Genomic DNA, 24,177 nt, shown 5'->3' with positions numbered 1-24,177 from the left:
ACTATGCAGACCAAATCAGGGGGGTTGCTATAAGACAGTCCACTATGCAATAAGTTTAACTGAAAAGAAAGTTCGCTGAATTAAACAAAATCAGACCTGCAGCCAAAATGTTACCGGGCCGTTATTAGTTGATGAAACCTGCATATCAGCGGCAAACTTCCCGCTTTCAACCTTGATACCCGTGTCGGCACAGTTTTGTTTAAACAGTTTATAAAGGCGTTTGGCCTCGATCGGATGCGCGCCCTTGGAAAAGCCCGGACGATTGCCTTTATCGGTTTGTGCCGCCAGAGTAAATTGTGAAATAACTAACACCTCCCCTTCGGCCTGCTGCACATTAAGATTCATTTTATGGTCACCGTCAGCAAATATTCGATAGGCTAAAACCCGTTGTGCCAGGCGTTTGCATTTGGACTCGTCATCCTCTTTTTCAACGCCTAACAAAACCAGTAAACCCGGTCCTATTTGACCAACAGTTTCTCCGGCAACGCTAACCCTGGCATCGCTAACACGCTGTATCAGGGCAATCATGTATCAGCTCCCAGATATTCATTAGCCACTTTGCTCTCTTTATGCTGCTGTAAGAACTCCTCTAAGGTCGCCGTGACCTCAGCACCGATTAACACAATTAACCAAGTGTAATAGATCCATACGAAGAGGATCGGGATCACTGCCAACGCACCGTATATTATCTGCTGTGAAGGGAAATTTGTAATGTATAAGCGGAAAAGGTCGGTACCGAAGGAAAACAGAATAGTGGCAATAAAAGCACCGATTAATGCATAACGAAAACTGACACGCTGATGAGGAACCAGCGTATAAACACCGGCAAAGGTTAACCATGTTAGCATGAAGGGCATGACGCTTAATATGCGCTGCACAAATGACAGTGAGCCATCCTCTTGAAAAACAGTAAAAAGGTAGGAGCTTAAAGCAATACTTGCGCCGATAATCACCGGACCCAGGCTTAAAATGGTCCAGTAAATAGTAAAGGCCTGAATCCGTGAACGTTTATTGGTGCAGCGCCAGATACGGTTAATGGTTTGATCTATGGTTGATATCAATAACAAGGCAATCACTATTAATGAGCCGATTCCCATCATGCTCATTTTTTTGGTATTTTCAATAAAGCCGCTGATATGTACCTGAATCGTATCACCGGACGTAGGCAGCAGATTATTATAAATAAGATTTTCTAATATTTTCTTAAGATCAGCAAAAACCGGGAAGGCCGATAGCATGTAGAAAATGACCGCCAATAAGGGCACGATAGATAATAAAGTCACGTAGGCCAGATGCCCTGCCGGTACCTTAATATTATCCTGTTCACTTCGCCGCCATACAAAGAGCAGATATTGGTAGGCAACTTTAATTTTATCCATAACAATTTTTCTACCCAATTTCATCATTCTTATCCTTATAGTATTACACCTTACTACCTACTCCTGACGACTGAAGACTGACGGCTAATGACTGATAGCTGTTAGTCTTATCCATTTAACCCTAAATTGCAGATAAAAAAAAGGTCTTACCGAAGTAAGACCTTTTTATATCTGTATTGCTTTCAGCTATTTAGCCTTTAGTAGGGCGTGTTGCACGTTTACGTTCGTTCTCTGTAAGCAGTTTCTTACGGATACGAATGCTTTTTGGCGTTACTTCTACTAATTCATCAACATCGATAAACTCAAGCGCCTGCTCAAGGGTTAAAATAATTTCAGGTGAAAGTGTTTGTGCTTCATCTGTACCGGAAGAACGTACGTTAGTAAGTTGCTTACCGCGAATACAGTTAACCGTTAAATCATTAGCACGGTTATGAATACCGATGATTTGACCTTCGTATACTTCTGTCGCATGTCCGAGGAACAGACGACCACGATCTTGTAAGAAGAACAGAGAGTAAGTAACCGCTTTACCTGTTTGATTACAAATCAACACACCATTTTGGCGTTGACCGATAGTGCCGCCTTTATGAGGACCATAGTGATCAAACGAATGGTAAAGAAGACCAGAACCAGAAGTCATTGTCATGAATTCAGTTTGGAAACCGATTAAACCACGGCTTGGAATAACAAAATCCAAACGTACACGACCTTTTCCATCTGGCGTCATGTTAGTCAATTCAGCTTTACGAATGCCTAACTGCTCCATAACCGAACCTTGACTTTGCTCTTCAACGTCAACGGTTAATGTTTCAAAGGGTTCTTGTAACTGACCGTCAACAAGACGCTCGATAACTTCAGGACGAGATACTGCAAGTTCGTAACCTTCACGACGCATATTCTCAATTAGAATACCTAAGTGCAGTTCACCACGACCAGATACTTTAAATTTATCCGGGTCACCAGTTTCTTCAACCTTAAGCGCTACGTTATGTACCAGCTCTTTATTTAAACGGTCTAAAATATTACGTGAAGTAACAAATTTACCTTCTTTACCACAGAAAGGTGAATTGTTTACCTGGAAGGTCATGGTAACCGTTGGTTCATCAACAGTCAGTGCTGGTAAAGCTTCAACATTGTTTTGCGCACAAACAGTATCGGAGATTTTAAGTTCACCCAAGCCACTGATAGCAACGATATCGCCGGCTTCTGCCAGTTCTACATCGTTACGCTCAAGTCCCAAATAACCTAATACCTGGCCGACTTTAGCGTTACGTTTTTTACCATCAGCGCCAATCACTGTCACTTGCTGGTTAACTTTAACATTACCGCGGGTAATACGACCTACTCCGATAACACCTACATAAGAGTTGTGATCAAGTTGGGAAATTTGCATTTGGAAGTCACCGTCGCGATCTGCAGCAGGCGGTTCAACACTGTCAACGATAGTTTGGAACAAAGGTTCCATATTATCACTTTCAGTTTCCATATCTTTAGTTGCCCAGCCGTTTATCGCTGATGCATAAACAACCTGGAAGTCTAACTGTTCGTCAGTGGCACCAAGATTATCAAAAAGATCAAATACTTGATCGATAACCCACTCAGGACGTGCGCCTGCTTTATCGACTTTATTAACAACAACAATTGGTTTAAGGCCGTGTGCAAATGCTTTTTGAGTTACAAAACGCGTTTGTGGCATTGGACCGTCAACGGCATCGACGATTAGACAAACACTGTCTACCATAGACAAAATACGCTCTACTTCACCACCGAAATCGGCGTGTCCAGGAGTATCTACGATATTGATATGGTAATCATTCCATACAATCGCAGTATTTTTTGCAAGGATAGTAATACCACGTTCTTTCTCTAAATCATTCGAGTCCATAACGCGTTCTTCAGAACCGCCGCGTGAATCTAGCGTTCCAGATTGCTCTAACAATTTATCAACAAGGGTGGTTTTACCATGGTCAACGTGAGCAATGATGGCAATATTTCTTAATTTTTCTAACAACATGACGAGCCTCAAAAGTAACAATTTATAAAAAAGTAACAATGTATGAAAAATACCAATTAGGTAAACCCAGCGCAATTTCACACTTTATTTATCTAATTGGTATTATTAGCGCACATTGTAACCATTATTCGAAAAATAGAAAGTTTTAACTCGGTCACAGTTAATGAAACGTTCTGCTATGAGAGCTTTTATCACCCTTACCCAACAACAATACCAGCCACGCACCAAGCCAGAGCAGCATTGCACCATAACAGTGCATTTATGAGGTAATATTTTACTCGTTAAAAAAAATAGCTCAGATATAATAGATAGCCCTCGGGTTGGCACAATTTTAGCCCGCTTGAGTATTTAAATAAATTTGTTATGGTTGTCCACTACTTTAAATGTCAATTGAGGTTCCAAACATGTCTACAAAAACAGCACAAGATGTTCTTGATTATATCAAAGAGCAAGACGTAAAATTCGTAGATCTACGCTTTACCGATACCCATGGTAAAGAACAACACGTGTCTATTCCGCATCACCAGGCAAACGAAGACTTTTTCGAAGATGGTAAAATGTTTGATGGCTCTTCAATTGCCGGATGGAAAGGCATTCAAGATTCGGACATGGTATTAATGCCGGATCCATCAACTGCTGTTCTTGACCCGTTTACAGATGATGTAACGCTGAACCTGCGTTGTGATGTGTTAGAGCCTAAAACGATGCTTGGTTACGACCGTGACCCGCGCTCTGTTGCTAAACGTGCAGAAGCTTACCTGCGTTCAACGGGCATTGCAGACACCGTTTTATTTGGTCCAGAGCCAGAGTTCTTCCTGTTTGACGATGTTAAATACGGCAATACTATGCAGGGTGCATTCTTTTCCATTGATGCTAAAGAAGCGGCTTGGAACTCAGGTACGACCTATGAAGAAGGCAACACCGGTCACCGTCCTGGTATCAAAGGTGGTTATTTCCCTGTAGCACCGGTTGATTCTGCACAAAATATCCGCAGCGCGATGTGTCTAATCATGGAAGAGATGGGCCTTGTTGTTGAAGCGCATCACCATGAAGTTGCCACCGCCGGCCAAAATGAAATTGCTTGTCGTTTCAATACCATGGTTAAAAAAGCCGATGAACTGCAGATTTACAAATATGTAGTACATAACGTTGCCCATGCATACGGTCAAACCGCAACCTTTATGCCTAAACCCCTTGTTGGTGATAACGGTTCAGGTAACCACTGTCACCAATCCCTTGGTAAAGACGGCGTTAACCTGTTCTCCGGTGACCAGTACGGCGGTCTTTCTGAGCTAGCGCTTTACTACATTGGCGGTATTATCAAACATGCTAAAGCACTTAATGCCTTTACTAACGCGTCAACTAACTCATACAAACGTCTAGTACCACATTTTGAAGCACCTGTTATGTTAGCTTACTCTGCCGGTAACCGCAGCGCATCTATCCGTATTCCAATCGTACCCTCAGCAAAAGCGGCACGTGTTGAAGTCCGTTTCCCGGATCCAACAATGAACCCGTACTTAGGTTTCTCTGCAATGTTAATGGCAGGTCTTGACGGTATTAAAAACAAGATTCACCCTGGTGATTCTCTTGATAAAGATTTGTACGACCTTCCTAAAGAAGAAGCGGATGCAATCCCGCAAGTAGCTATTTCTTTTGAAGAAGCGCTTGCAGCTCTTGATGCTGACCGTGACTTCTTAACAGCAGGCGGAGTATTTTCGAATGAATCAATTGATGCATACATCGCCCTTAAGATAGCTGAATGCGAAGCTGTTTCGCGCGCCACACATCCAAAAGAGTTCGACTTATACTACAGCGTATAATTCGCTAATATCAGGTTATAAACACTTATAACCTGACAGCAATTCCACTCTATTAACGGAATTGTCAGCAGCTGAAAGGAGCAACTTGTGTGCTCTTTTTAGCTTTTCTTAGACCTTCAAATAGACCTTCACAGCCTCTATCCCCTTATAAAAATCACTATACCACCAAAAAACACGCTATTTTTTAGCGAATAAAATATTGGCATAATTATTGCATTTATTCTGCGTATATTGTCTTTTAAATTTAAAAATCGCCAAGCTGATCTCATCCAGCCTCTATTTTATAAGTAAGGAGCCCCACATGAGTGGAAACCAAAACCGTCTTCAAGCCATCACGCAAATTACTAACCGTGCATCTAAGTTACTCGATAAACCTGAGCCATTAAGTAAAATTTGGGCTGAAGATGTTTTTAATCTTCAGAAAATGGAAGAAGCATTATCAAAAAATGCCTTTAAAGCTATTAAAAAAACGGTGCAAACGGGTAGCGCGTTAGATTCGGCAACGGCGGATGTTGTTGCGGCGGCAATGAAAGATTGGGCACTTACTAAAGGTGTTAAATTCTACTCACATATCTTTTACCCTATGACTAATATTACCGCAGAAAAACATGATGGTTTCATCATTACCAATTCTGACGGCGGTGCTATTACTGAATTTACCGGCAGCCTGTTAATCAAAGGCGAACCAGACGGATCATCTTTCCCGAACGGCAGCTTACGCATGACCAATGCTGCGCGTGGTTATACCGCTTGGGATCCAACCAGCCCGGCTTACATTATGCACACAGCTAATGGTTCAACCTTAATGATTCCAAGTGTCTTTATGTCCTGGACAGGTGAAGCCTTAGATAAAAAAATTCCACTGTTGCGCTCCATTTCAGCAATGAACGAAGCCGGACAAAAAGTACTTAAATTAATGGGTGAGACAGATATTGCGCCACTTAATTCAAGCTGTGGTGCCGAGCAGGAATACTTCTTAGTTGATGAGAATTTTGCCAATGCACGTCCGGATCTGTTACTGGCAGGCAGAACATTATTTGGTGCAGCTCCCGCGAAAGGTCAACAATTTGATGATCACTACTTTGGTGCAATCCCTGAGCGCGTGCAAGTGTTCATGCAGGATTTTGAAAACAAACTGTACAAATTAGGTATCCCGGCGAAAACTCACCACAATGAAGTGGCGCCCGGTCAATTTGAAATTGCACCTTATTACGAAGCTGCCAACGTCGCCGCCGACCATCAGCAACTCTTGATGACGGTCATGAAGAGCACTGCGAAAGAGCATGGTTTCCTGTGTTTATTACATGAAAAACCCTTTGCAGGTATTAATGGTTCAGGTAAACACGTTAACTGGTCCGTAGGTAACAGCACTCAGGGTAACCTCTTAGATCCGGGTCAAACACCCCATGATAACCTTAATTTCTTACTCTTTTGTGGTGCGGTTATTCGCGGCGTACATAAATATGGCTCGTTATTACGCGCGGTTATTGCAACTGCTTCTAACGACCATCGTCTCGGTGCTAATGAAGCTCCACCGGCCATTCTTTCTGTCTATTTAGGTGAACAGTTAGAAGGGCTATTTAACGATATTAAAAATGGCAAGCTGTTAACTTGTGCTGATGCTGGTTTCATGGACTCAGGTTTATCGCAAATCCTTCACTTTGAACGCGATCCGGGTGACCGTAACAGAACCTCTCCCTTTGCATTTACCGGTAACCGTTTTGAGTTCCGTGCTGTTGGCTCCTCGCAATCAGTATCCGGCCCATTGGTGGCGATGAATACTATGCTTGCAGATTCATTAAACTGGATTTCTGACAAATTAGAAGTTGCTTTAACAACCTCTGAGGACCAAAGCGTTGCAGTTATCTCGGTATTAAAAGAGCTAATGGAATTGCATGGTAATGTTATCTTTGGTGGTGACGGGTATTCGGAAGAATGGCACAAATTGGCAGTTGAAGAGCGTGGTTTACAAAACATTCCAACCACAGCCGATGCCTTACCTGCATTTCGTGAAGAGTCTGTGGTTAATCTTTTTGAAAGCACCGGGGTATTTTCACCCGTTGAATTAGAAAGCCGCTATGAAGTGTATGCAGAGCAATATCTTCTTTCGATTGAAGTAGAAGCTAAATTAACGGTTGATATGGCCACAACCACTATCTACCCTGCCGCTATCAGTTATTTATCTCAGCTCGGTGTGACGTCTTCGACAATGAGCGGGCTGGGTATCGATCTTGATACTTCATTAGCTTCTACAATAGCAGTTGAGGCCAATGCAATGATGTCGGTGGTTGCTAAACTGAATGAAGCAATTGCTGCTGATGAGTTTGCTGATGTGGAAGCGCATATGCACTTCTGTGTTGATGTTATTCTGCCTTTGATGGATCAAACTCGTGTACATGGCGATGCGCTTGAAACGCTGGTTGCTGATGAATTATGGCCATTGCCTAAATATCAAGAGATGTTATTTATCAAATAACATTATCTAGTCTTCGGGCACACTCAATAAAGGTCAATAACAGGGCTCACTTTTTGTACATAAAAAGTGAGCCTTATTTTTTACAGTTAAGTTATAATATGCCTGCAGCAGGATTATCAGAGCTGACCACACGGTGCTGCTCTTGGGTGACATAACCTGCAATTATAAGGGTTTATGATTGCCTATCAGAAGGCGTTAACCCACAATGAATTATTATATTTTACTATTGGCGGTATCTATTATATGAATTTTTCTTTATTGAGCTCGGTATCTTTAATCTGTTTTTGTAGTGTTTTTTCATCAATGACAGCGGCAGCGGCACCGGCAAAAATATATCATTGGGTTGATGACAACGGTATAAGCCATTATTCTGATACGGCGGTGCTTGGCACAACAGAAATCCAAGTTGTTAATACAAATGTCGTAACATCAAATAACCTCAAGCCGGAAACAACCCCGGAAAACCTTAAGCAGGAAACAACCTCAGAAAATAAAGCTGGCGTCAAAGAAGACCCCGCAATTATCTATCAAGCTGAGATTATCTCTCCTGAAAATGACAGTCCGCTGCGCAGTAATAACGGCTCTATTGATATCCAGGTTAAAATAATGCCAGAGAAAAAACCCGCCCAGAAACTGCAACTCTTTTTAGATGGTAAAGCGCTGGGAAGCCCGCAAATTTCATCAACAATACGGGCCGACAACATTGACAGAGGCACCCATCAGATACAAGTTCAATTATTAGATGAAAGTGGCACGGTTATTGCAAGAACACAGGTAGTTACCGTGCATTTGCTGCGGATATCCATTCAATAATAAGGCTGAGATGTTAAATAATCATTCGAACTCATTTGCCGTTGCCATACTTGAAGAAGCGAATACGGCATTCGTTATTATAAGCGCAGAATTAAAACTGATCTATGCAAACCCCGCGAGTGAGGTTTTATTGTCACAAAGCAAACAGCGCCTTTACCAGCAAAGTTTGCAGCAACTGGCCAACTATTATCATTTTAATCCCTCCTATATTGAAGCTGTTTTTATCAAAAAAAATGCGTTCACCGACAGTGAAACAACCTTACTGGTTGATGGTCAGGCGCTTTTAATGGCATTAAGCGCGACCTATTTTGAGTTTGAAAATAAGGATTATGTGGCCATTGAAATGCACTGTATTGATCAGCAGCGAAAAATAAGTCAATTCCATTATCAGGAGCATCAGCAAAAAGCCGCAAAAGATCTGGTTCGCGGTCTTGCCCATGAAATAAAAAATCCGCTTGGTGGCTTGCGCGGCGCGGCACAATTATTAGAAAGTGAACTGGCGGATCCTGAACTTAAAGAGTTTACCCAAATAATTATCCAACAAGCGGATCGTCTAAGCGCATTAGTTAATCGCTTATTAGGCCCGCAAACGGTAGGAGAGCGCTCCTACCATAATTTACATTCGGTACTTGAGAAAGTGCGAAAATTGGTCTGTATGGATTTGCCCGAGCATATTCACATTAAAATTGATTATGATCCGAGTATTCCGGATTTTGAAATGCAGCCCGATCAACTGCAGCAGGCATTCTTAAATATTCTGCAGAATGCGGTGCAATCACTGAATACACAGCCTGAGAAAAACTTACAAATAATTATAAAAACACGTACCGCTCATCAGGTCATTATTCATGGTGTGCTGCAGCGTCTGGTCGCCGAAATTAAAATTATTGATAATGGCTCAGGTGTCCCGGCACATTTAAAAGACACCTTATTTTATCCCATGGTAACGGGCCGCAGTGATGGTACGGGCTTGGGGTTATCCATTGCTCAGGAGCTTATCAAACAGGAGAGAGGGCGTGTTGAATGCAACAGCACCGAAGGTCATACTGAGTTTATTATCTATCTGCCTTTAACTATTTGATATAAAAACAAAATAAACAGGCCCTAGCAGGCATTAATAATTTAACAGTGATGAAAAAGGAAAAAACAGATGCCTTCAGCTTGGATTGTGGATGATGACCACGCTATTCGTTGGGTTTTAGAGCGCACTCTAAAAGCTGAAAAGATTGACTATGCCAGTTTCCCCGACGGTGAATGTTTATGGCAGCAGTTACAGATAGAGCAGCCCGAAGTAATTATTTCCGACGTGCGTATGCCGGGCATTAATGGGATAGCACTCATGGAACGTATCCATGAACGTTTTCCGACCATTCCTATTATTATAATGACCGCGCACAGTGATTTGGACAGTGCGGTGAATGCCTATCAAAGTGGCGCCTTTGAATACCTGCCAAAACCCTTTGATATTCATGAAGCTACGACTTTAATTCAACGCGCCATTAGCCATAGCATTGAATTAAAAAGCAAAAAAACGGTGCCGGAATCACTTGTTGCAACACCGGAAATTATCGGTGAAGCACCGGCAATGCAGGAAGTATTCCGCATTATCGGGCGTTTATCACGTTCCAGTATGAGTGTCTTGATCAATGGTCAATCCGGTACCGGCAAAGAGTTGGTTGCAAAGGCTTTACATAAACACAGCCCGCGAAAAGATAAGACCTTTATCGCTCTGAATATGGCAGCTATTCCCAAAGAGTTGATCGAAGCTGAACTCTTTGGTCATGAAAAAGGCGCCTTTACCGGCGCGGCAGCAAATCGTCAAGGTCGGTTTGAACAAGCCGATGGTGGGACACTGTTTTTAGATGAAATTGGAGATATGCCATTAGATGTGCAAACTCGTTTATTGCGAGTATTAGCAGATGGTAAATTCTACCGGGTGGGCGGCCATCATGGGATCGCAGTGGATGTACGCATTATTGCAGCAACCCATCAAAATTTAGAAAAAAAAGTGCAGTCGGGTGATTTCCGGGAAGATCTTTTCCACCGTTTAAATGTCATACGTATCCAGCTGCCCAACTTAAAAGAGCGCCGTGAAGATATTAGTTTATTAGCACAGCATTTTTTAAATAATATTGCCAAAGAGTTAAATGTCAAAAGTAAACAACTCACGCCGGAGACAAAAGAGTATTTAACGCAACTGCCCTGGCCCGGAAATGTGCGTCAACTGGAAAACGTGTGCCGTTGGGTGACGGTAATGACCAGCGGACAGGAAGTTCAGGTTTTTGATTTACCTCCGGAATTAACCGCTCAGGAGACTCAAGCTGCCGATGATGAAAATCCGCTTTGGCAGAAACAGTTACGCGAATGGACCTTAGCTGAATTGAAACAGGGCAAGGAGAATATACTCGCCAATGCCCTGCCGGAATTCGAAAAGATAATGTTGCAGGCCGCATTGCAGTTCACTCAGGGTAAAAGGCAGGAAGCCGCAACACTGCTTGGTTGGGGAAGAAATACGCTGACCCGTAAATTAAAAGAGTTTGATATTTCGTAAAGCTGCGAGCTGTCAGCAGAAAGCAAAAAAGGCTGTAACTTTATACAAAGTTACAGCCTTTTTTTATCAAACTTTTAAACCTTTCGGCCTTCAAGCCTTTAGACCTTCGAGCCTTCAGCCTTCAAACCATAAGGCTTTCAAACCGTCAGCCATAAACTGACGGCTATCTGGTTTTTATTCAAACTCTTTTAAGTTTTTCTCAAAGACTTCGTATTGATCTGTAACAGCTTTTTCCGGTGGAGCCGTGACTAAACTGGTTATAATAATCGCAGTAGTCGCAAAAATTATCCCCGGTACAATCTCGTACACGTCAAAAATACCACCGGTTAACTGCTTCCAGATAACAATAGTGAGACCACCGACAAGTAACCCGGCTAAAGCACCATTTTTGTTCATGCGTTTCCAGTATATGCTTAACACTAATACCGGACCAAATGCAGCACCGAAACCGGCCCAGGCATAGGACACTAAACTAAGTACCGAACTATCGGGATCCATCGCGAAATACAGGGCTAATAGCGCTAATCCAACTACTCCCAAACGTCCAACCATCAGTACTTCAGCTGAAGAAGCTTGAGGGCGGAAAAGCTGCTTGTAAAAGTCTTCTGCTAATGCCGAAGAGGAAACTAATAACTGCGAATCAGCGGTGCTCATAATAGCGGCAAGAATAGCGGCTAACAGAATACCGGCAGGGATTGGATGGAAGACCGCATTCACCAATACCATAAAGATTTTTTCGCCATCGATGACTTGCATGGACATATGACTTTGCACAAAGACCAGACCCACAATACCCACCATGACCGAACCGAAGATGGAGAGCATCGTCCAGCTCACCGCAATACGGCGTGCTTTGGTTAAGTCTTTATTGGTGCGTGTCGCCAGAAAACGTGCCAGGATATGAGGCTGACCAAAATAACCCAGACCCCAGGCGACTAATGAAACAATCGCAATCCACGATAACGGTTCGCCGTCCATGCCGTTCCATAGAGTCAGCAATTGCGGATTAATATTTTCTAAGTTAGTGGTTAACTGACCGAATCCATCCTGCATTGCGACGATAGGTACAATCACTAGCGCTGCTGACATTAATAAGCCCTGCACTAAATCTGTCCATGATACTGCTAAAAATCCGCCAAACAGCGTATAAGAAACAATACACACAGCACCGACAATCACAGCGTAGGTATAATCCAGACCAAATACAGTTTCAAATAATTTACCACCGGCAACTAAACCTGAGCTGGTGTAAAAAAGGAAAAACATGAGGATGAAAAAAGCGGAGAGGGTTTGCAGCAATTTAGTTTTGTCATTAAAACGACGTGCAATAAATTCCGGTAAGGTTAATGAGTCATTGGCTGTAATACTATAAGTACGTAGACGTTTTGCAGTGATCAGCCAGTTAGCCCAGCTACCAATTAATAATCCTCCTGCGAGCCACAGAGACTCCATACCCGCTGCATAAGCGTAACCCGGCAAACCCAGTAACAACCAGCCACTCATATCAGAAGCGCCTGCGGATAATGCCGCTGGCCATGGACCTAATGTACGTCCACCTAAAAAATAATCCGAAGTATCGCTGGTGCGTTTATATGCGTAATAACCGATGAATAGCATCACCACCAGATACACTAAAAATGTTCCCACTATGGCAAAAGTGTTGTCAATCATGAAACTCCCATTATTATAAATTTAAAAACTGTGACCTATTATAGCAAGAGAAAGGATCATATTCTTGAAATTTATCACCAAATAAACAATCACTTATTTTATAAACGGTGTTTTATCCGGCTAACAGCTGTTTTATCAGCAAGATACCCAGATCATTTTTTGACAGTTTCCCTGAGATTTCAAACTGCTCAATAGTGCTCTCCATCCACCGCAGATACTCGAATCTCAAGACAAAGGATCCTGCCTCTTTATGTTCTTCAACTAAACCGGCCAGCTGCTTATTCTGCAGTAAAACAAAATCACTCACCGAACTGTTTAAATTTTTTATCGCTAAAGGAATTTTCGAGTTATTACTGCGAATATTTACATTTTCGACAATAAGCGCCTTTAAAGTAAGGTTATTTATCGGAAATGTTAGTTTATTCTTGTCAGCCACACCGGTCTCATTTGCCATAGTGGGAATAACTATATTCATATCTTTAATGGCCAAACGTTGTACCGTTAACTGTTCAAGCGACAGAAAAGGTGACGATAACGGCTTTATTGAAAATAAGGCATCTGCCTGCAGTTGTAACTCCCCGGAAAATATTGTGCTGTTTAACTTGGTTATGCGGGCTTTATTATTATCAAGTGAAGCTACAAGCTCTGTATCTTGCACTGCAATCTCCTCCTGCCCCGCTAAAGCAAGATTGAGTGAACCGGCTTTAAGGTTCAAGTTAGCTTGTAAATTTTTTAGATTAAAAGATCCGCTCAACTGAAGATTTTTAACCCGAAGTATTTCACCGACTGATCGCCGTGCACTAAGCTCTCTTACCAGCAGCTTTAAGTTGCCTGAAGAAGGACTTTTTACGAGCTGCCAATCATCAATAATCAACAGATTATCTGACCTAAAATCAGCCCCCTCAACCACCACCCTTTGTCCTGCATGAGTAAGACCTATATTTAAGTCGTTAACCGATAATCGGCTGACAGTAAGCTGTCGCCAGGCCAATTTTTGCTCGCTTTGGATCGCCGTTGTTTGCTGCACAGTTGCGCTATTTTCTTCAGTATTAGCATCTGCAGCCTTAATAAGGGCTGTGAAATCGCCCTTAATGCGCATCCCGGTTAACTGCACAGGGCCAAGGGCTAATTCTCTGTCCCAGAGATTAAGCTTGGTCAGACTCACCTTCACTTGATCAATATAAAGTACTTGGTGGTTATCTAATGTCAGAGACAGGCCCGAAAGTGAGACAGTGGATTCGAACCATAAGTGACTGTCAATTGACTCAAAATTAACCTGATAGCCGCTGAGCTGCTCTATCTGCCGGCTGATAAAATCGCGATGTGCATTAATATCAAAAAAACGCATAAAAAGGAGCAGCGAAAAGCCCAATAGAGCCACTATTAAAGCGCCCGTGACAAAACAACGTTTCATCTCTTTCTCCTAGGCATGCACATACTGATCTTTATCCCCCAACCAGCGCTGGATAAGCGCCGGTACTAACTCCGGGAAAGAATGCATCACCTGAAAGGCTAATTGTTGCGCTTGTGGTAATAAACTTTGATCACGTAGTAAATCCGCTATTTTAAATTCAGCAATGCCGGTCTGCCTGGTCCCTAAAACTTCGCCAGGGCCGCGAATCGCCAGATCCTGTTCGGCAATATAAAAACCATCATTACTTTCACGTAACACCTGCAAACGTCTTTGGGCTGTTTTCGAGAGCGGATTCTTATATAATAAAACACAATGACTGGCGACTTTACCTCGCCCTACTCGCCCGCGCAGCTGATGCAATTGCGCCAGTCCAAGTCGTTCAGGATTTTCAATAATCATCAGACTGGCATTAGGCACATCGACCCCCACCTCAATGACGGTGGTTGCAACCAACAGATCCAGCTGTCCATCTTTAAAATAGTCCATCGCATACTGTTTTTCGATCGCCTTCATACGCCCGTGAACGAGGCCGACACGCAGATCCGGCAGCGCCAACTGCAGCTCATTCGCAGTATTTTCGGCAGCCTGGCACTCCAGTACTTCCGACTCTTCAATCAGAGTGCATACCCAATAGGCCTGCCGTCCTTCCTTTTTACACGCCTGATAAACCCGCTGAACGACCTCGTCACGACGCTCATCCACCAGCGCGACGGTTTTAATGGGTATTCTTCCGGGCGGCAGTTGATCAATGATCGAGACGTTGAGATCCGCATAAGCTGTCATCGCCAGCGTTCTTGGTATGGGGGTTGCGGTCATGGTTAACTGATGCGGCGCAAAATCACCCAAGCGCCCTTTTTCACGTAATGCTAAACGCTGGTGTACGCCAAAGCGATGCTGCTCATCAACAATAATCAGAGCCAAATTCTTAAACTGGACACTTTCCTGGAAGAGCGCATGCGTCCCGACCACCATTCTCGATAAACCTAAACTGATATTTTCTAACTGATCACGTTTTTCTTTGACGCGCATTTTTCCAGAAAGCATACCGACAGACACATCCAGTGCGGCAAACCACTTTTGAAAGTTAAGCAGATGCTGCTCCGCTAACAGTTCAGTGGGTGCCATTAATGCCACCTGGTAACCGGCCTCGATAACACTTAAGGCTGCCATTGCCGCCACTAAGGTCTTACCGGATCCCACATCGCCCTGCAGCAAACGCATCATCGGGATGGCCTGCTGGAGATCCTGCTGAATCTCTCCGATTGCTCTATTCTGGGCATTGGTCAGCGAAAAAGGCAGATTTTGTAATAACTTTTGTTGCAGCAAACCGCTTTGTTTGACCGCAATGGCCTGATGTTGCTGGGCGCTTGCCCGTAAAGACAGCATACTAATTTGCTGTGCTAATAACTCTTCAATAATTAAACGTTGCTGCGCCGGGTGGGTTTTGTTTTCCAATTGCTCGATGCAGGCGTCGGGTGGTGGGCGGTGTATATAAAAAAGAGCATCGGATAAACTGATAGGGTGAGCCAACAGGTGAGTGGGCAATAATTCGCCAATCTGGTTTTGCTGCAGGTACAGTAGCGCCTGCTCGGTTAAACTGCGCAGACTATTTTGTTTTAAACCCTCGGTTGACGGGTAGATAGGCGTTAACGTTTCCTCAACATGGCTTTGCTCAATGGAATTAAGCAGGCGGTAATCGGGATGAGTGACCTCAAAACCCTGGTAACCGCGCCGAAACTCGCCAAAACATTTGATGAATGTCCCTTTTACAAAGCTATTTTGCTGGGCTGCATTAAAATGAAAAAAGTTAAGGCTCACACTGCCACTACCGTCGCTTATTTTACATTTTAAAATACGGCGCTTGCCGGACTGCAGATCGCAGCTTAATACTCGGCCCTGGACGCTGACCTGCATACCATCTATTAACTCACCGATAGGATAGATTCGAGTTCTGTCCTGATAATGCAAAGGTAAATGAAAGAGCAGATCGGCAATACTGTGCAAACCAATCTTAGCCAGCCTTTCCGACGCTTTAGCCCCGACTCCTTTAAGCGCCGTTAAGGGCATTTTATCTAATTTCATTTTACACCCCAAACAGTTAAACTCGACAGAAGCAATAATCAGAACTTGCACCCATTATGCTTCAAGTTACACTCATTATTGACATACTTTACCAAGGAAATGGCTATGCATCTCTTATTTTCAATTTTTGTTTTATTATTCAGCACGGCCGTACTTGCCGAAGAATCTGCCGTTGATGAGCGTATGGATCAAGAAAAAAAACTTCAGGCGGATCGTTTTTCTATTATCCCCTATAAACCCAATTATCTTTTGCCTTTTACCTTTAATAATAATATTCAATCCTATGATACTGATAAGGATGTTGTTTCGTCCGATGAATTGCAACCCATTGAGGTCAAATTTCAGCTTAGTTTTAAAATACCGGTATTAGTTGATATTGCCGACTTGCCTCTTTCGCTTTATTTCGGTTATACCCAAGTCTCTTTCTGGCAGGCATATAATGGCAGTAATTCATCCCCGTTTCGTGAAACTAATTATGAGCCGGAAATATTTTTACAGTGGGTACAGAGCAAAAAATTAGTGGGAGACTGGAATTTCAAATTAGCAACGCTGAACTTAACCCATCAATCAAATGGAAAAACAGATCCGGCATCGCGCAGTTGGAATCGTATTGAGAGTCATTTTGTCTTTGAAAACGGGAATGTTACCTTAGCGCTTAATCCCTGGGTACGTTTTCCAGAAAACAGCGATGATGATGATAATCCGGATTTATTGGATTATTATGGCCACGGGAAAATTAATGCTATCTATCAAATGGATAAGCACAATTTCTCGATTAGCAGCCGCAATAATATCGAAAGTGGTTTTAGAAAAGGCTCACTGGAGTTGAATTGGAGCTTCCCTCTCCACGGTCGAATTCGCGGTTATTTTCAAATTTTTTCGGGTTATGGCAACAGCCTGATAGAATATAATGAATATACCAATACCATAGGATTAGGCATCTCATTAACCGACTGGTTATAAAATGATTTAGCCTATTTATAACAGCCGCTTGTCATCCTCGATATTTGGGGTATTACAACAAGATATTACAACAAGGCATTCCATCGGCTGGTTACAAATCCTTTAGCCGATTAAGTATTTCCGCATTGACTTGCTCAATAAACAATTTGCGCTTGTTTTCATCGAGATCAGCCGCGGGCTGATTCAATGATGACCAGAGGGGATGGCTGCGCAGTTGCCGTAACCATTTATCCCAGTTTTTTGGCAATTGGTTTTGTTGCTTCTGCCCGTCCACTTGATAATCTATTTTATCAAAACTGGCATGTCCTCTTTTTTGTAAGAGCGTTAACAGCCTAAGCTGCCTTAACCACAATACCTGCAGCGTTGTATCATTTAAGCAGATATAACGGTTGCCTTTAATTTTTGCCTGTATCTCATCATAATAGCGCTGCTTGACCCCCCATAATGCGCCGGCAATTCCCCCGCTTAATGCCGCCACACCTAAGGTCATTCCACCGGTAACCAGATCAACGGTGACTCCTAACCCGGCACCTTTAGCTATATTGCCCGTGAGCTTGATACCAAACTCCTGCAGGTTGTCCGCGGAAAAAAGATCCAACGGCCAGCCATCTTGTTCAACGGGTAACTCGCTGTTGTCTACATCCCCTTTACGAAATTGATAGAGAGTTAACAACCGTCGTACACACTTGCTTTCTACTTTGCGCACCACTTTTTGCAGCTTAAGCGTGGCCTGCTCAATCTGTTGCTCGGTATTAAGCGCTTTGTAGCGCACACAGGCAGATTCAATAAACAGGTTAGCAACAATAGAGGTGGCCGCATTAAAACGTTCAGACCACTGAATACGGCGCTGATCGATAAACTCCTGCAACAGCGCTTCTTTATCGGCCAGCAAGGTTTGCATTTTTTGGTAAATTTTAATTTCATCTGCAAATTTAAAGTGCACATTATCAAAACTCACAACAGCATGAAAATTTAACCGGGCCAACTGAGTTTTCCATTGCTCAAGATTTTCAGCACCTGCCTGAGTAAAATTAAGGACAGGGATAACCGGTTTTGCCGCGTAACTGAGGATCTGTAATTCGTCTCGATATTTGCCTAAAATTGGCTCACGCAAATCAACCACATAAAAAATAAGGTCCTCGCTTAACAAGCTGCGCAGTACTTTCGCTTCCTGTTCAAGTTCAGGGTATTCAGACTGGCGCGCAAGAAAGTGTTGCAGGCGCTCAACCCCATCAACAGACTGACCGCTAAAATAGCTACTTAAAATATGATGCAGGCGCATCGAGTCTTCCAGCCCGGGCGTATCAAACAGAGCGAGGTTATGACCGTCATCCATTAATAATGCACCGCCTTCAACATGGCGAGTGGTGCCGGCCTGATCGGCCACTTCACCAAAATCAGGATCCCGCAACAAGGTACGCATTAATGAGGTTTTTCCGGCATTTGCATGGCCAACTACTGCCACTGACAATCCTTTGTTACTCATTTAACCCCCGAGCTTTAAACTGAATAATATTTTCCAACGGAATATCAACCTGTGCCGCCAGCTGATACCAGTCGCTGCGCCGCTTGCTTACAAAAGAGGGCTCCATCAGACCTTCATCTATCAGTAATAAATAAAACGATTTTGAGGTTAAACAGGTGAATGATTTAATAAAAGTCAGCAAACCACGATCCGGCAGACGCGCCAGAGTGACGTATAATACCAGCGCTTTTTGCTCAATGGTTTTAACCTCATTTAATAAGTGTTGCTGAGTTTGAAAATCACAGACATTTTTTAATAGCACCAACTGCTCGGGAGAATAGTGCTTAACATGTTTCTGACATTCAATAAATTGAGATTCGGACAACTCGATTGCCACAGGATAAAAACAATTCGGCAGTGGCTGGTTTGTGGTTTCCAGGCTTGGAGGAAAGTGAGCTTTATTGTTAGACAAGTCAGGATCCTTGATGCCCAAAGAGGTGACATTGGGTTTTAACTGCTGCCGTAATTGTACGTAATAGGGCTGACTTAAGGTTAAAGTAAAGCGCTGGGTTTTTCTAATCAATAAAAAGCGCATCAATAACAATAACAAAAAGCGCGGCAATATACCGTAAATCAATAAGCTGCTGATCAGCAGACTGGACCAGACCAAGCGGCTGTTTTGCGCCTCGGCAAGCAGATTGACCGCCCCTAAATGGCTTTGCTGGATCTGCTCGGGATTAGGCACTGCTATTCCCAATAGATTGGGGATATAGGCAAGCAACTCGGTTAACCACTGAAAGCTTTGCTGCGATAAGATACTGGTCTCCCAGATAAAATCGACCTGATGGGTTGCCAGCATAATCACCAGCATCAGCGTTGCACCGGAAAAATAACTTAACCACAACAGATGGGTGACATAAGATAACTGATAACGTCCTAAATCACCGGAGAACGTGATTTTAAAATAACATTTAAAGAGCGCCCAAAAATGCTTATGCCGGACGGCTTGCGGATTAAAACGTTTTTCAACGGTTTTCAATAAAAACAGACTAAAATGCGCCAGCCAGCCGCTGCTTAATAGATTAGTTTGTAAAAACAGGAACAGCCAAAAACACAAGGCGATCAGATTGGGAATAAAAAACAGGCCAAACGCCCAAAAAAAGTTTATCTGCGTGCCCTGCTCAGTAAAGACAATCTGCCCGACACTGCTCGCTCCTATTACAAATAGAAGCACCGATAACAAAACAAAAAGGTTTTTAGTTAATCCTTTAAAATGGTTAAACAGCGCGGAGATTTGCAGCTTCTGATCAAGCTGCTCCGCACGGTCCAGCAGCAATAGTTCAAAGCTGCTTTCTGCCTTATTTAAGATGGGCGCGGATAAAACCGGGTAATCACCTTCAGCAGCGCGCACACCTTCGGCCAATAAACGTTGCTGAAATAGACTCAATGAAACTTCTCCTAACCTTATTTAGTTTTAAGACTCTTTGTCGTTGAACGAACCGCCAGCCACCAGTCATCGGAAGCATTAATTTGTCCCTCGTCATCCAGGGGAGGATAAGGAAGATTTCTCTCTTTGCATAATTGACTGAAAATAGGATGTCCTCCTTCAAATAAAATGCGATGCGCTTCCTCCTCGGGTAAAGTGCATTCTCCAGTATACATACCCGCCAGTTGACGCTGCCGTTGTGCTTCATATAAGATCAGTGCAGAGGCAACCGATACATTTAATGACTGGCACATCCCCACCATAGGAATAATCACATCCTGATCCGCCAGCGCCAAAGCTTCCTCACTGATACCATGCTTTTCCTGGCCCATTAAAATTGAAGTTGGCTTGGTATAATCCACCTCACGAAAGTCAATCGCACTATCGGAGAGGTTAGTTGCAATAATCTGCATGCCCTGATCGCGTAACGCTTTTACGGCATTTTCTAGCGTATCGTGAGAATGCACATTGACCCAATTTTGACTGCCCGTTGCCGTGCTGCCTGAAATCCGGGTTGTTTTATTTTCCCAAGTAGCATGCACATCGCTCACGCCAACAGCGTCCGCAGTGCGCACAATAGCCGCTAAGTTATGCGGTTTATGCACTTGCTCCAAAAATACGGTCAAGTCGGGTTGGCGATAATTTAGCATTTGCGTAATACGGGCAAAACGTTCGGGTGACATAATCGTTCTCAAGAATAGGGGTTATATATAAGCAGCTATTATACATGATATTAACAGGACAAGAAGACAGTCAAAGCGCGCATCTTAGACAAACTTCGACCTCAACCTCTAGCAATGCTTGCAATAAACACTTCTTTTCAACTCATTGAAATAAAAAGTGACAGTCAAATATATATTTTCGCGACGTTCTCACATGGTCACAAAGAATAAATCCAAGAAACGCCGCTGAAAAATTTTCGTGTGGCACTTTATTACTGATTTTCTGATACAGTTCAATAATAATGTCCGCATACCGTTAAAATTTTTACGAAGAAGGTTTTTACCATGAATTTTAGGGATTTAGAGTACTTAATCGCACTCGAAGAATTAAAACATTTTCGCAAAGCCGCTGAAAAATGCTTTGTCAGTCAACCGACGCTAAGCGGTCAAATACGTAAACTAGAAGATGAGCTGGGTATACAACTAATGGAACGCTCACCCCGCAAAGTACTTTTTACTCAGGCCGGGTTGGATATTGTTGCTAAAGCGAAAACAATTTTACTAGAGGCTAAGTCATTAAAAGAGATAGCCAAAAGTTACAATGAACCGATGCAGGGCACTCTGCATATCGGGCTTATTCCCACCATAGCCCCTTATCTGTTACCTTTGATCATTGCAGAAATAAAGGCACATTTTCCTGACTTGTCTTTGTATCTGCACGAAAAGCAGACTCAGGTGTTATTAAAACAGCTTGAGGAGGGGGAGCTCGATTGTCTGATCCTGGCGCTTTTACCCGGTATGGAATCCTTTGCTGAATATCCTCTTTATCAGGAGCCGTTAGAGCTGGCCATCGCCGATGTACACCCATGGGCAAAGAAATCGGAAATAGAGCTTGCCAGTCTCCGTGGTGAGCATATTTTAATGCTTGAAGATGGGCACTGTTTAAGGGATCAAACCAAGGGGTTTTGTTTTGCAGCAGGCGCCGTAGAAGATGGTAGTTTTCAAGCGACCAGTTTAGAGACATTGCGTCATATGATCAGTGCTGAAAACGGCATGACCTTATTACCGCAATTAGCCATTCCAATGGATAGGCATCAGGGAGGAGTAAAATACATTCCTTTCAAAAAGCCGCAACCAACCCGTGATATAAGTTTATTGTGCCGCAAAAACAGTGTTCGCAAAAGCTGTTTTGAACAATTAGCAAAACTCATCAGCACCACGGTACAGACTAAATTAGAACAATATGTCTAACAGCTATCTGCTATCAGCTAACAGCTGAATTCCAGATACAAAAAAGCCGAACAACTGTTCGGCTTTTTTAATGTCGCTTTAAACTAAGATTTACTCTTCGTCTTCAGCAACTACTGGGCGGTCTACTAAGGTGATGTAAGCCATAGGAGCTTTATCACCAGTACGGAAACCACATTTAATGATACTAGTGTATCCACCAGGACGAGTCGCATAGCGAGGACCTAGTTCATTAAATAATTTTGCTACTGTTGCATCATCACGAAGACGAGCAAAAGCTAAACGACGGTTAGCAACGCTATCCGTTTTAGCTAATGTAATTAATGGTTCAATTACACGGCGCAACTCTTTTGCTTTAGGCACGGTAGTTTTAATAACTTCGTGCATAGCAATAGAGATCGCCATATTACGAAACATAGCCTGACGGTGGCTGCTGTTTCGGTTAAGTTGACGTCCACTTTGACGATGGCGCATAACCTAATCCTTATTGTTCATGATTCGAATGACTGATTAATCTTCGCTGAGACTTGCAGGGGGCCAGTTTTCCAGGCGCATGCCCAGAGAAAGTCCACGTGATGCAAGCACATCTTTGATTTCAGTAAGTGACTTCTTGCCTAAATTAGGCGTTTTAAGAAGTTCAACTTCTGTTCTTTGTACCAGGTCACCGATATAGTGAATCGTTTCTGCTTTCAAACAGTTAGCAGAACGAACAGTTAATTCTAAATCATCTACTGGACGTAAGAGAATAGGATCAAACTCAGGTTTTTCTTCCTTCGCTACCGGCTCACTGACTTTACGTAAATCAACGAATGCGTCTAATTGTTCAGCCAAAATAGTGGCTGCACGACGAATCGCTTCTTCCGGATCAAGTGTGCCATCTGTTTCCATATCGATGACAAGTTTGTCTAAATCGGTACGCTGTTCAACACGAGCAGATTCAACACTGTAAGCAATACGCTCAACGGGGCTGAAAGTCGCATCTACTAATAGACGACCAATTGGACGCTCATCTTCTTCAGTATGAATACGTGATGAAGCTGGAACATAACCGCGACCTGATTCAATTTTAATACGCATGCTGATTTCAGCATTGCCCGTTAAATTACAGATCACATGTTCTGGGTTGACTATCTCTACATCACTACCATGAGTGATGTCACCTGCAGTTACAGGACCGGCCCCAGATTTAGTTAGGCTGACTAGAACACTGTCTTTACCTTCAAGTTTAACCGCTAGACCTTTAAGGTTAAGAAGAATCTCAAGGATATCTTCCTGTACGCCCTCTTTGGTGCTGTACTCATGTTGTACACCATCAATTTCGACTTCTGTTACCGCCGTGCCGGGCATGGAGGATAACAGGATACGACGAAGCGCATTGCCCAAAGTATGACCAAAACCACGTTCTAATGGTCCTAATGTCACTTTTGCTCTAGTTGCATTTATTTGTTCGATACCAACTAAATTCGGTTTTAGAAATTCAATTACAGAACCCTGCATTTGTGCCCTCTCTTATCGGTTAACTTTACTTGGAGTAAAGCTCGATGATTAACTGTTCGTTAATCTCAGCAGATAAATCTGAACGTTCAGGTTGACGAGTAAATACGCCTTCCATCTTCGTTGCATCAACAGAAACCCAAGTTGGGATTTCACGCTGACCGGCTATTTCAAGTGCTGCACCAATACGTGACTGCTTTTTAGCTTTTTCACGAATTGCGATAACATCACTTGTTTTAACGTTAAAAGAAGGAATATTTACAACTTTACCGTTTACCAGAATAGCTTTATGGCTAACCAGTTGACGAGACTCAGCGCGCGTTGCACCAAAACCCATACGGTAAACAACATTGTCTAAACGACCTTCAAGTAATTGAAGCAGGTTTTCACCTGTGTTGCCTTGTAAACGTGCCGATTCTTTGTAGTAGTTACGGAACTGCTTTTCAAGCACACCGTACATACGACGTACTTTTTGTTTTTCGCGTAATTGCAAACCGTAATCCGACAGACGCGGTTTACGTGCACCGTGAACACCTGGTGCATTATCGATTTTACACTTAGATTCAATCGCACGGACGCCAGATTTTAAGAAAAGATCTGTTCCTTCGCGACGGCTAAGCTTTAGCTTAGGACCTA

At 43.0% G+C, this 24,177-nt stretch carries 19 protein-coding genes; 7 read left to right on the top strand and 12 right to left on the bottom strand.

All coding sequences use genetic code 11. The features are described from left to right. Window positions 1-90: 90 nt before the first annotated feature. From dtd to typA, 3 genes are all read right to left on the bottom strand, one after another. Window positions 91-528 carry a D-aminoacyl-tRNA deacylase gene (dtd, locus tag ACJAZP_RS11940; protein ID WP_415230972.1) on the bottom strand — a complete coding sequence of 146 codons (438 nt, stop codon included), beginning with the start codon at window positions 526-528 and terminating at the stop codon, window positions 91-93. Beyond that, window positions 525-1,406 (bottom strand): virulence factor BrkB family protein, encoded by an 882-nt coding sequence (locus ACJAZP_RS11935; RefSeq protein WP_415230971.1) that lies wholly within the window; start codon window positions 1,404-1,406, stop codon window positions 525-527. The genes dtd and ACJAZP_RS11935 overlap by 4 nt, the downstream gene beginning before the upstream one ends. A gap of 163 nt (window positions 1,407-1,569) precedes the next feature. Then, window positions 1,570-3,393 (bottom strand): translational GTPase TypA, encoded by a 1,824-nt coding sequence (gene typA, locus ACJAZP_RS11930; RefSeq protein ID WP_415230970.1) that lies wholly within the window; start codon window positions 3,391-3,393, stop codon window positions 1,570-1,572. A gap of 404 nt (window positions 3,394-3,797) precedes the next feature. Between typA and glnA the strand changes: the two genes are divergently transcribed. The 5 genes from glnA to glnG all read left to right on the top strand — a co-directional run bounded on the left by glnA (window position 3,798) and on the right by glnG (window position 11,056). Continuing rightward, a complete protein-coding gene (glnA, locus tag ACJAZP_RS11925) occupies window positions 3,798-5,216 on the top strand; it encodes a glutamate--ammonia ligase (RefSeq protein ID WP_415230969.1) in 1,419 nt (472 codons plus the stop codon). Window positions 5,217-5,517: 301 nt separating this feature from the next. Further along, entirely contained in the window at window positions 5,518-7,692 is a 2,175-nt protein-coding gene (locus ACJAZP_RS11920; RefSeq protein ID WP_415230968.1) for a glutamine synthetase III, read from the top strand. A 174-nt stretch (window positions 7,693-7,866) separates the two neighbouring features. After that, window positions 7,867-8,505 (top strand): DUF4124 domain-containing protein, encoded by a 639-nt coding sequence (locus ACJAZP_RS11915; protein WP_415230967.1) that lies wholly within the window; start codon window positions 7,867-7,869, stop codon window positions 8,503-8,505. A gap of 10 nt (window positions 8,506-8,515) precedes the next feature. Next, complete coding sequence (gene glnL / locus ACJAZP_RS11910) at window positions 8,516-9,586, top strand: nitrogen regulation protein NR(II) (protein ID WP_415230966.1); 1,071 nt, start codon at window positions 8,516-8,518, stop codon at window positions 9,584-9,586. A gap of 69 nt (window positions 9,587-9,655) precedes the next feature. Continuing rightward, entirely contained in the window at window positions 9,656-11,056 is a 1,401-nt protein-coding gene (glnG, locus tag ACJAZP_RS11905; protein ID WP_415230965.1) for a nitrogen regulation protein NR(I), read from the top strand. A 174-nt stretch (window positions 11,057-11,230) separates the two neighbouring features. Here glnG and putP read toward each other — a convergent pair whose 3' ends face one another. The 3 genes from putP to recG all read right to left on the bottom strand — a co-directional run bounded on the left by putP (window position 11,231) and on the right by recG (window position 16,223). After that, on the bottom strand, window positions 11,231-12,727 hold the full coding sequence (gene putP / locus ACJAZP_RS11900; RefSeq protein ID WP_415230964.1) for a sodium/proline symporter PutP: 1,497 nt from the start codon (window positions 12,725-12,727) through the stop codon (window positions 11,231-11,233). Window positions 12,728-12,839: 112 nt separating this feature from the next. Further along, window positions 12,840-14,141, bottom strand: coding sequence for a hypothetical protein (locus ACJAZP_RS11895; RefSeq protein ID WP_415230963.1), 1,302 nt, complete (start codon window positions 14,139-14,141; stop codon window positions 12,840-12,842). Window positions 14,142-14,150: 9 nt separating this feature from the next. Beyond that, entirely contained in the window at window positions 14,151-16,223 is a 2,073-nt protein-coding gene (gene recG / locus ACJAZP_RS11890; RefSeq protein ID WP_415230962.1) for an ATP-dependent DNA helicase RecG, read from the bottom strand. A 105-nt stretch (window positions 16,224-16,328) separates the two neighbouring features. Between recG and ACJAZP_RS11885 the strand changes: the two genes are divergently transcribed. Next, window positions 16,329-17,186 (top strand): phospholipase A, encoded by an 858-nt coding sequence (locus tag ACJAZP_RS11885; protein ID WP_415230961.1) that lies wholly within the window; start codon window positions 16,329-16,331, stop codon window positions 17,184-17,186. A 91-nt stretch (window positions 17,187-17,277) separates the two neighbouring features. Here the strand turns inward: ACJAZP_RS11885 and ACJAZP_RS11880 are convergent, their stop codons facing one another. Genes ACJAZP_RS11880 through trmH form a run of 3 tightly spaced genes read right to left on the bottom strand, consistent with a single transcriptional unit; the run spans window position 17,278 to window position 20,820 of the window. Next, window positions 17,278-18,672 (bottom strand): GTPase/DUF3482 domain-containing protein, encoded by a 1,395-nt coding sequence (locus ACJAZP_RS11880; RefSeq protein WP_415230960.1) that lies wholly within the window; start codon window positions 18,670-18,672, stop codon window positions 17,278-17,280. Then, window positions 18,665-20,098 carry a DUF2868 domain-containing protein gene (locus tag ACJAZP_RS11875; protein WP_415230959.1) on the bottom strand — a complete coding sequence of 478 codons (1,434 nt, stop codon included), beginning with the start codon at window positions 20,096-20,098 and terminating at the stop codon, window positions 18,665-18,667. Before ACJAZP_RS11875 ends, ACJAZP_RS11880 begins: the two co-directional genes overlap by 8 nt. Window positions 20,099-20,115: 17 nt before the next feature. Then, window positions 20,116-20,820 (bottom strand): tRNA (guanosine(18)-2'-O)-methyltransferase TrmH, encoded by a 705-nt coding sequence (trmH, locus tag ACJAZP_RS11870; protein WP_415230958.1) that lies wholly within the window; start codon window positions 20,818-20,820, stop codon window positions 20,116-20,118. A gap of 324 nt (window positions 20,821-21,144) precedes the next feature. On the opposite strand from trmH, the gene oxyR reads away from it, so the two are divergent. Next, window positions 21,145-22,050, top strand: a complete 906-nt coding sequence (oxyR, locus tag ACJAZP_RS11865) for a DNA-binding transcriptional regulator OxyR (RefSeq protein ID WP_415230957.1) — start codon at window positions 21,145-21,147, stop codon at window positions 22,048-22,050. A 90-nt stretch (window positions 22,051-22,140) separates the two neighbouring features. On the opposite strand, the gene rplQ is transcribed toward oxyR, so the two are convergent. The 3 genes from rplQ to rpsD all read right to left on the bottom strand — a co-directional run. Further along, complete coding sequence (rplQ, locus tag ACJAZP_RS11860; protein WP_011770891.1) at window positions 22,141-22,521, bottom strand: 50S ribosomal protein L17; 381 nt, start codon at window positions 22,519-22,521, stop codon at window positions 22,141-22,143. Between the two features lie 36 nt (window positions 22,522-22,557). Then, window positions 22,558-23,544, bottom strand: coding sequence for a DNA-directed RNA polymerase subunit alpha (locus ACJAZP_RS11855; protein WP_415230956.1), 987 nt, complete (start codon window positions 23,542-23,544; stop codon window positions 22,558-22,560). A gap of 25 nt (window positions 23,545-23,569) precedes the next feature. Further along, on the bottom strand, window positions 23,570-24,177 hold a 608-nt coding region (gene rpsD, locus ACJAZP_RS11850), incomplete at its 5' end, for a 30S ribosomal protein S4 (protein WP_415230955.1).

This window comes from Psychromonas sp., assembly GCF_047632955.1.
In the GTDB taxonomy this organism is placed as follows: Bacteria; Pseudomonadota; Gammaproteobacteria; order Enterobacterales; family Psychromonadaceae; genus Psychromonas.
Note: the sequence above shows the minus strand (reverse complement) of the source record. Positions and strands in the feature narration are given on the sequence as shown.

Coding starts and splice junctions, on each gene's coding strand:
- dtd (WP_415230972.1), bottom strand. CDS start 528: ATGATTGCCCTGATACAGCGTGTTAGCGATGCCAGGGTTAGCGTTGCC.
- ACJAZP_RS11935 (WP_415230971.1), bottom strand. CDS start 1,406: ATGATGAAATTGGGTAGAAAAATTGTTATGGATAAAATTAAAGTTGCC.
- typA (WP_415230970.1), bottom strand. CDS start 3,393: ATGTTGTTAGAAAAATTAAGAAATATTGCCATCATTGCTCACGTTGAC.
- glnA (WP_415230969.1), top strand. CDS start 3,798: ATGTCTACAAAAACAGCACAAGATGTTCTTGATTATATCAAAGAGCAA.
- ACJAZP_RS11920 (WP_415230968.1), top strand. CDS start 5,518: ATGAGTGGAAACCAAAACCGTCTTCAAGCCATCACGCAAATTACTAAC.
- ACJAZP_RS11915 (WP_415230967.1), top strand. CDS start 7,867: ATGATTGCCTATCAGAAGGCGTTAACCCACAATGAATTATTATATTTT.
- glnL (WP_415230966.1), top strand. CDS start 8,516: ATGTTAAATAATCATTCGAACTCATTTGCCGTTGCCATACTTGAAGAA.
- glnG (WP_415230965.1), top strand. CDS start 9,656: ATGCCTTCAGCTTGGATTGTGGATGATGACCACGCTATTCGTTGGGTT.
- putP (WP_415230964.1), bottom strand. CDS start 12,727: ATGATTGACAACACTTTTGCCATAGTGGGAACATTTTTAGTGTATCTG.
- ACJAZP_RS11895 (WP_415230963.1), bottom strand. CDS start 14,141: ATGAAACGTTGTTTTGTCACGGGCGCTTTAATAGTGGCTCTATTGGGC.
- recG (WP_415230962.1), bottom strand. CDS start 16,223: ATGAAATTAGATAAAATGCCCTTAACGGCGCTTAAAGGAGTCGGGGCT.
- ACJAZP_RS11885 (WP_415230961.1), top strand. CDS start 16,329: ATGCATCTCTTATTTTCAATTTTTGTTTTATTATTCAGCACGGCCGTA.
- ACJAZP_RS11880 (WP_415230960.1), bottom strand. CDS start 18,672: ATGAGTAACAAAGGATTGTCAGTGGCAGTAGTTGGCCATGCAAATGCC.
- trmH (WP_415230958.1), bottom strand. CDS start 20,820: ATGTCACCCGAACGTTTTGCCCGTATTACGCAAATGCTAAATTATCGC.
- oxyR (WP_415230957.1), top strand. CDS start 21,145: ATGAATTTTAGGGATTTAGAGTACTTAATCGCACTCGAAGAATTAAAA.
- rplQ (WP_011770891.1), bottom strand. CDS start 22,521: ATGCGCCATCGTCAAAGTGGACGTCAACTTAACCGAAACAGCAGCCAC.
- ACJAZP_RS11855 (WP_415230956.1), bottom strand. CDS start 23,544: ATGCAGGGTTCTGTAATTGAATTTCTAAAACCGAATTTAGTTGGTATC.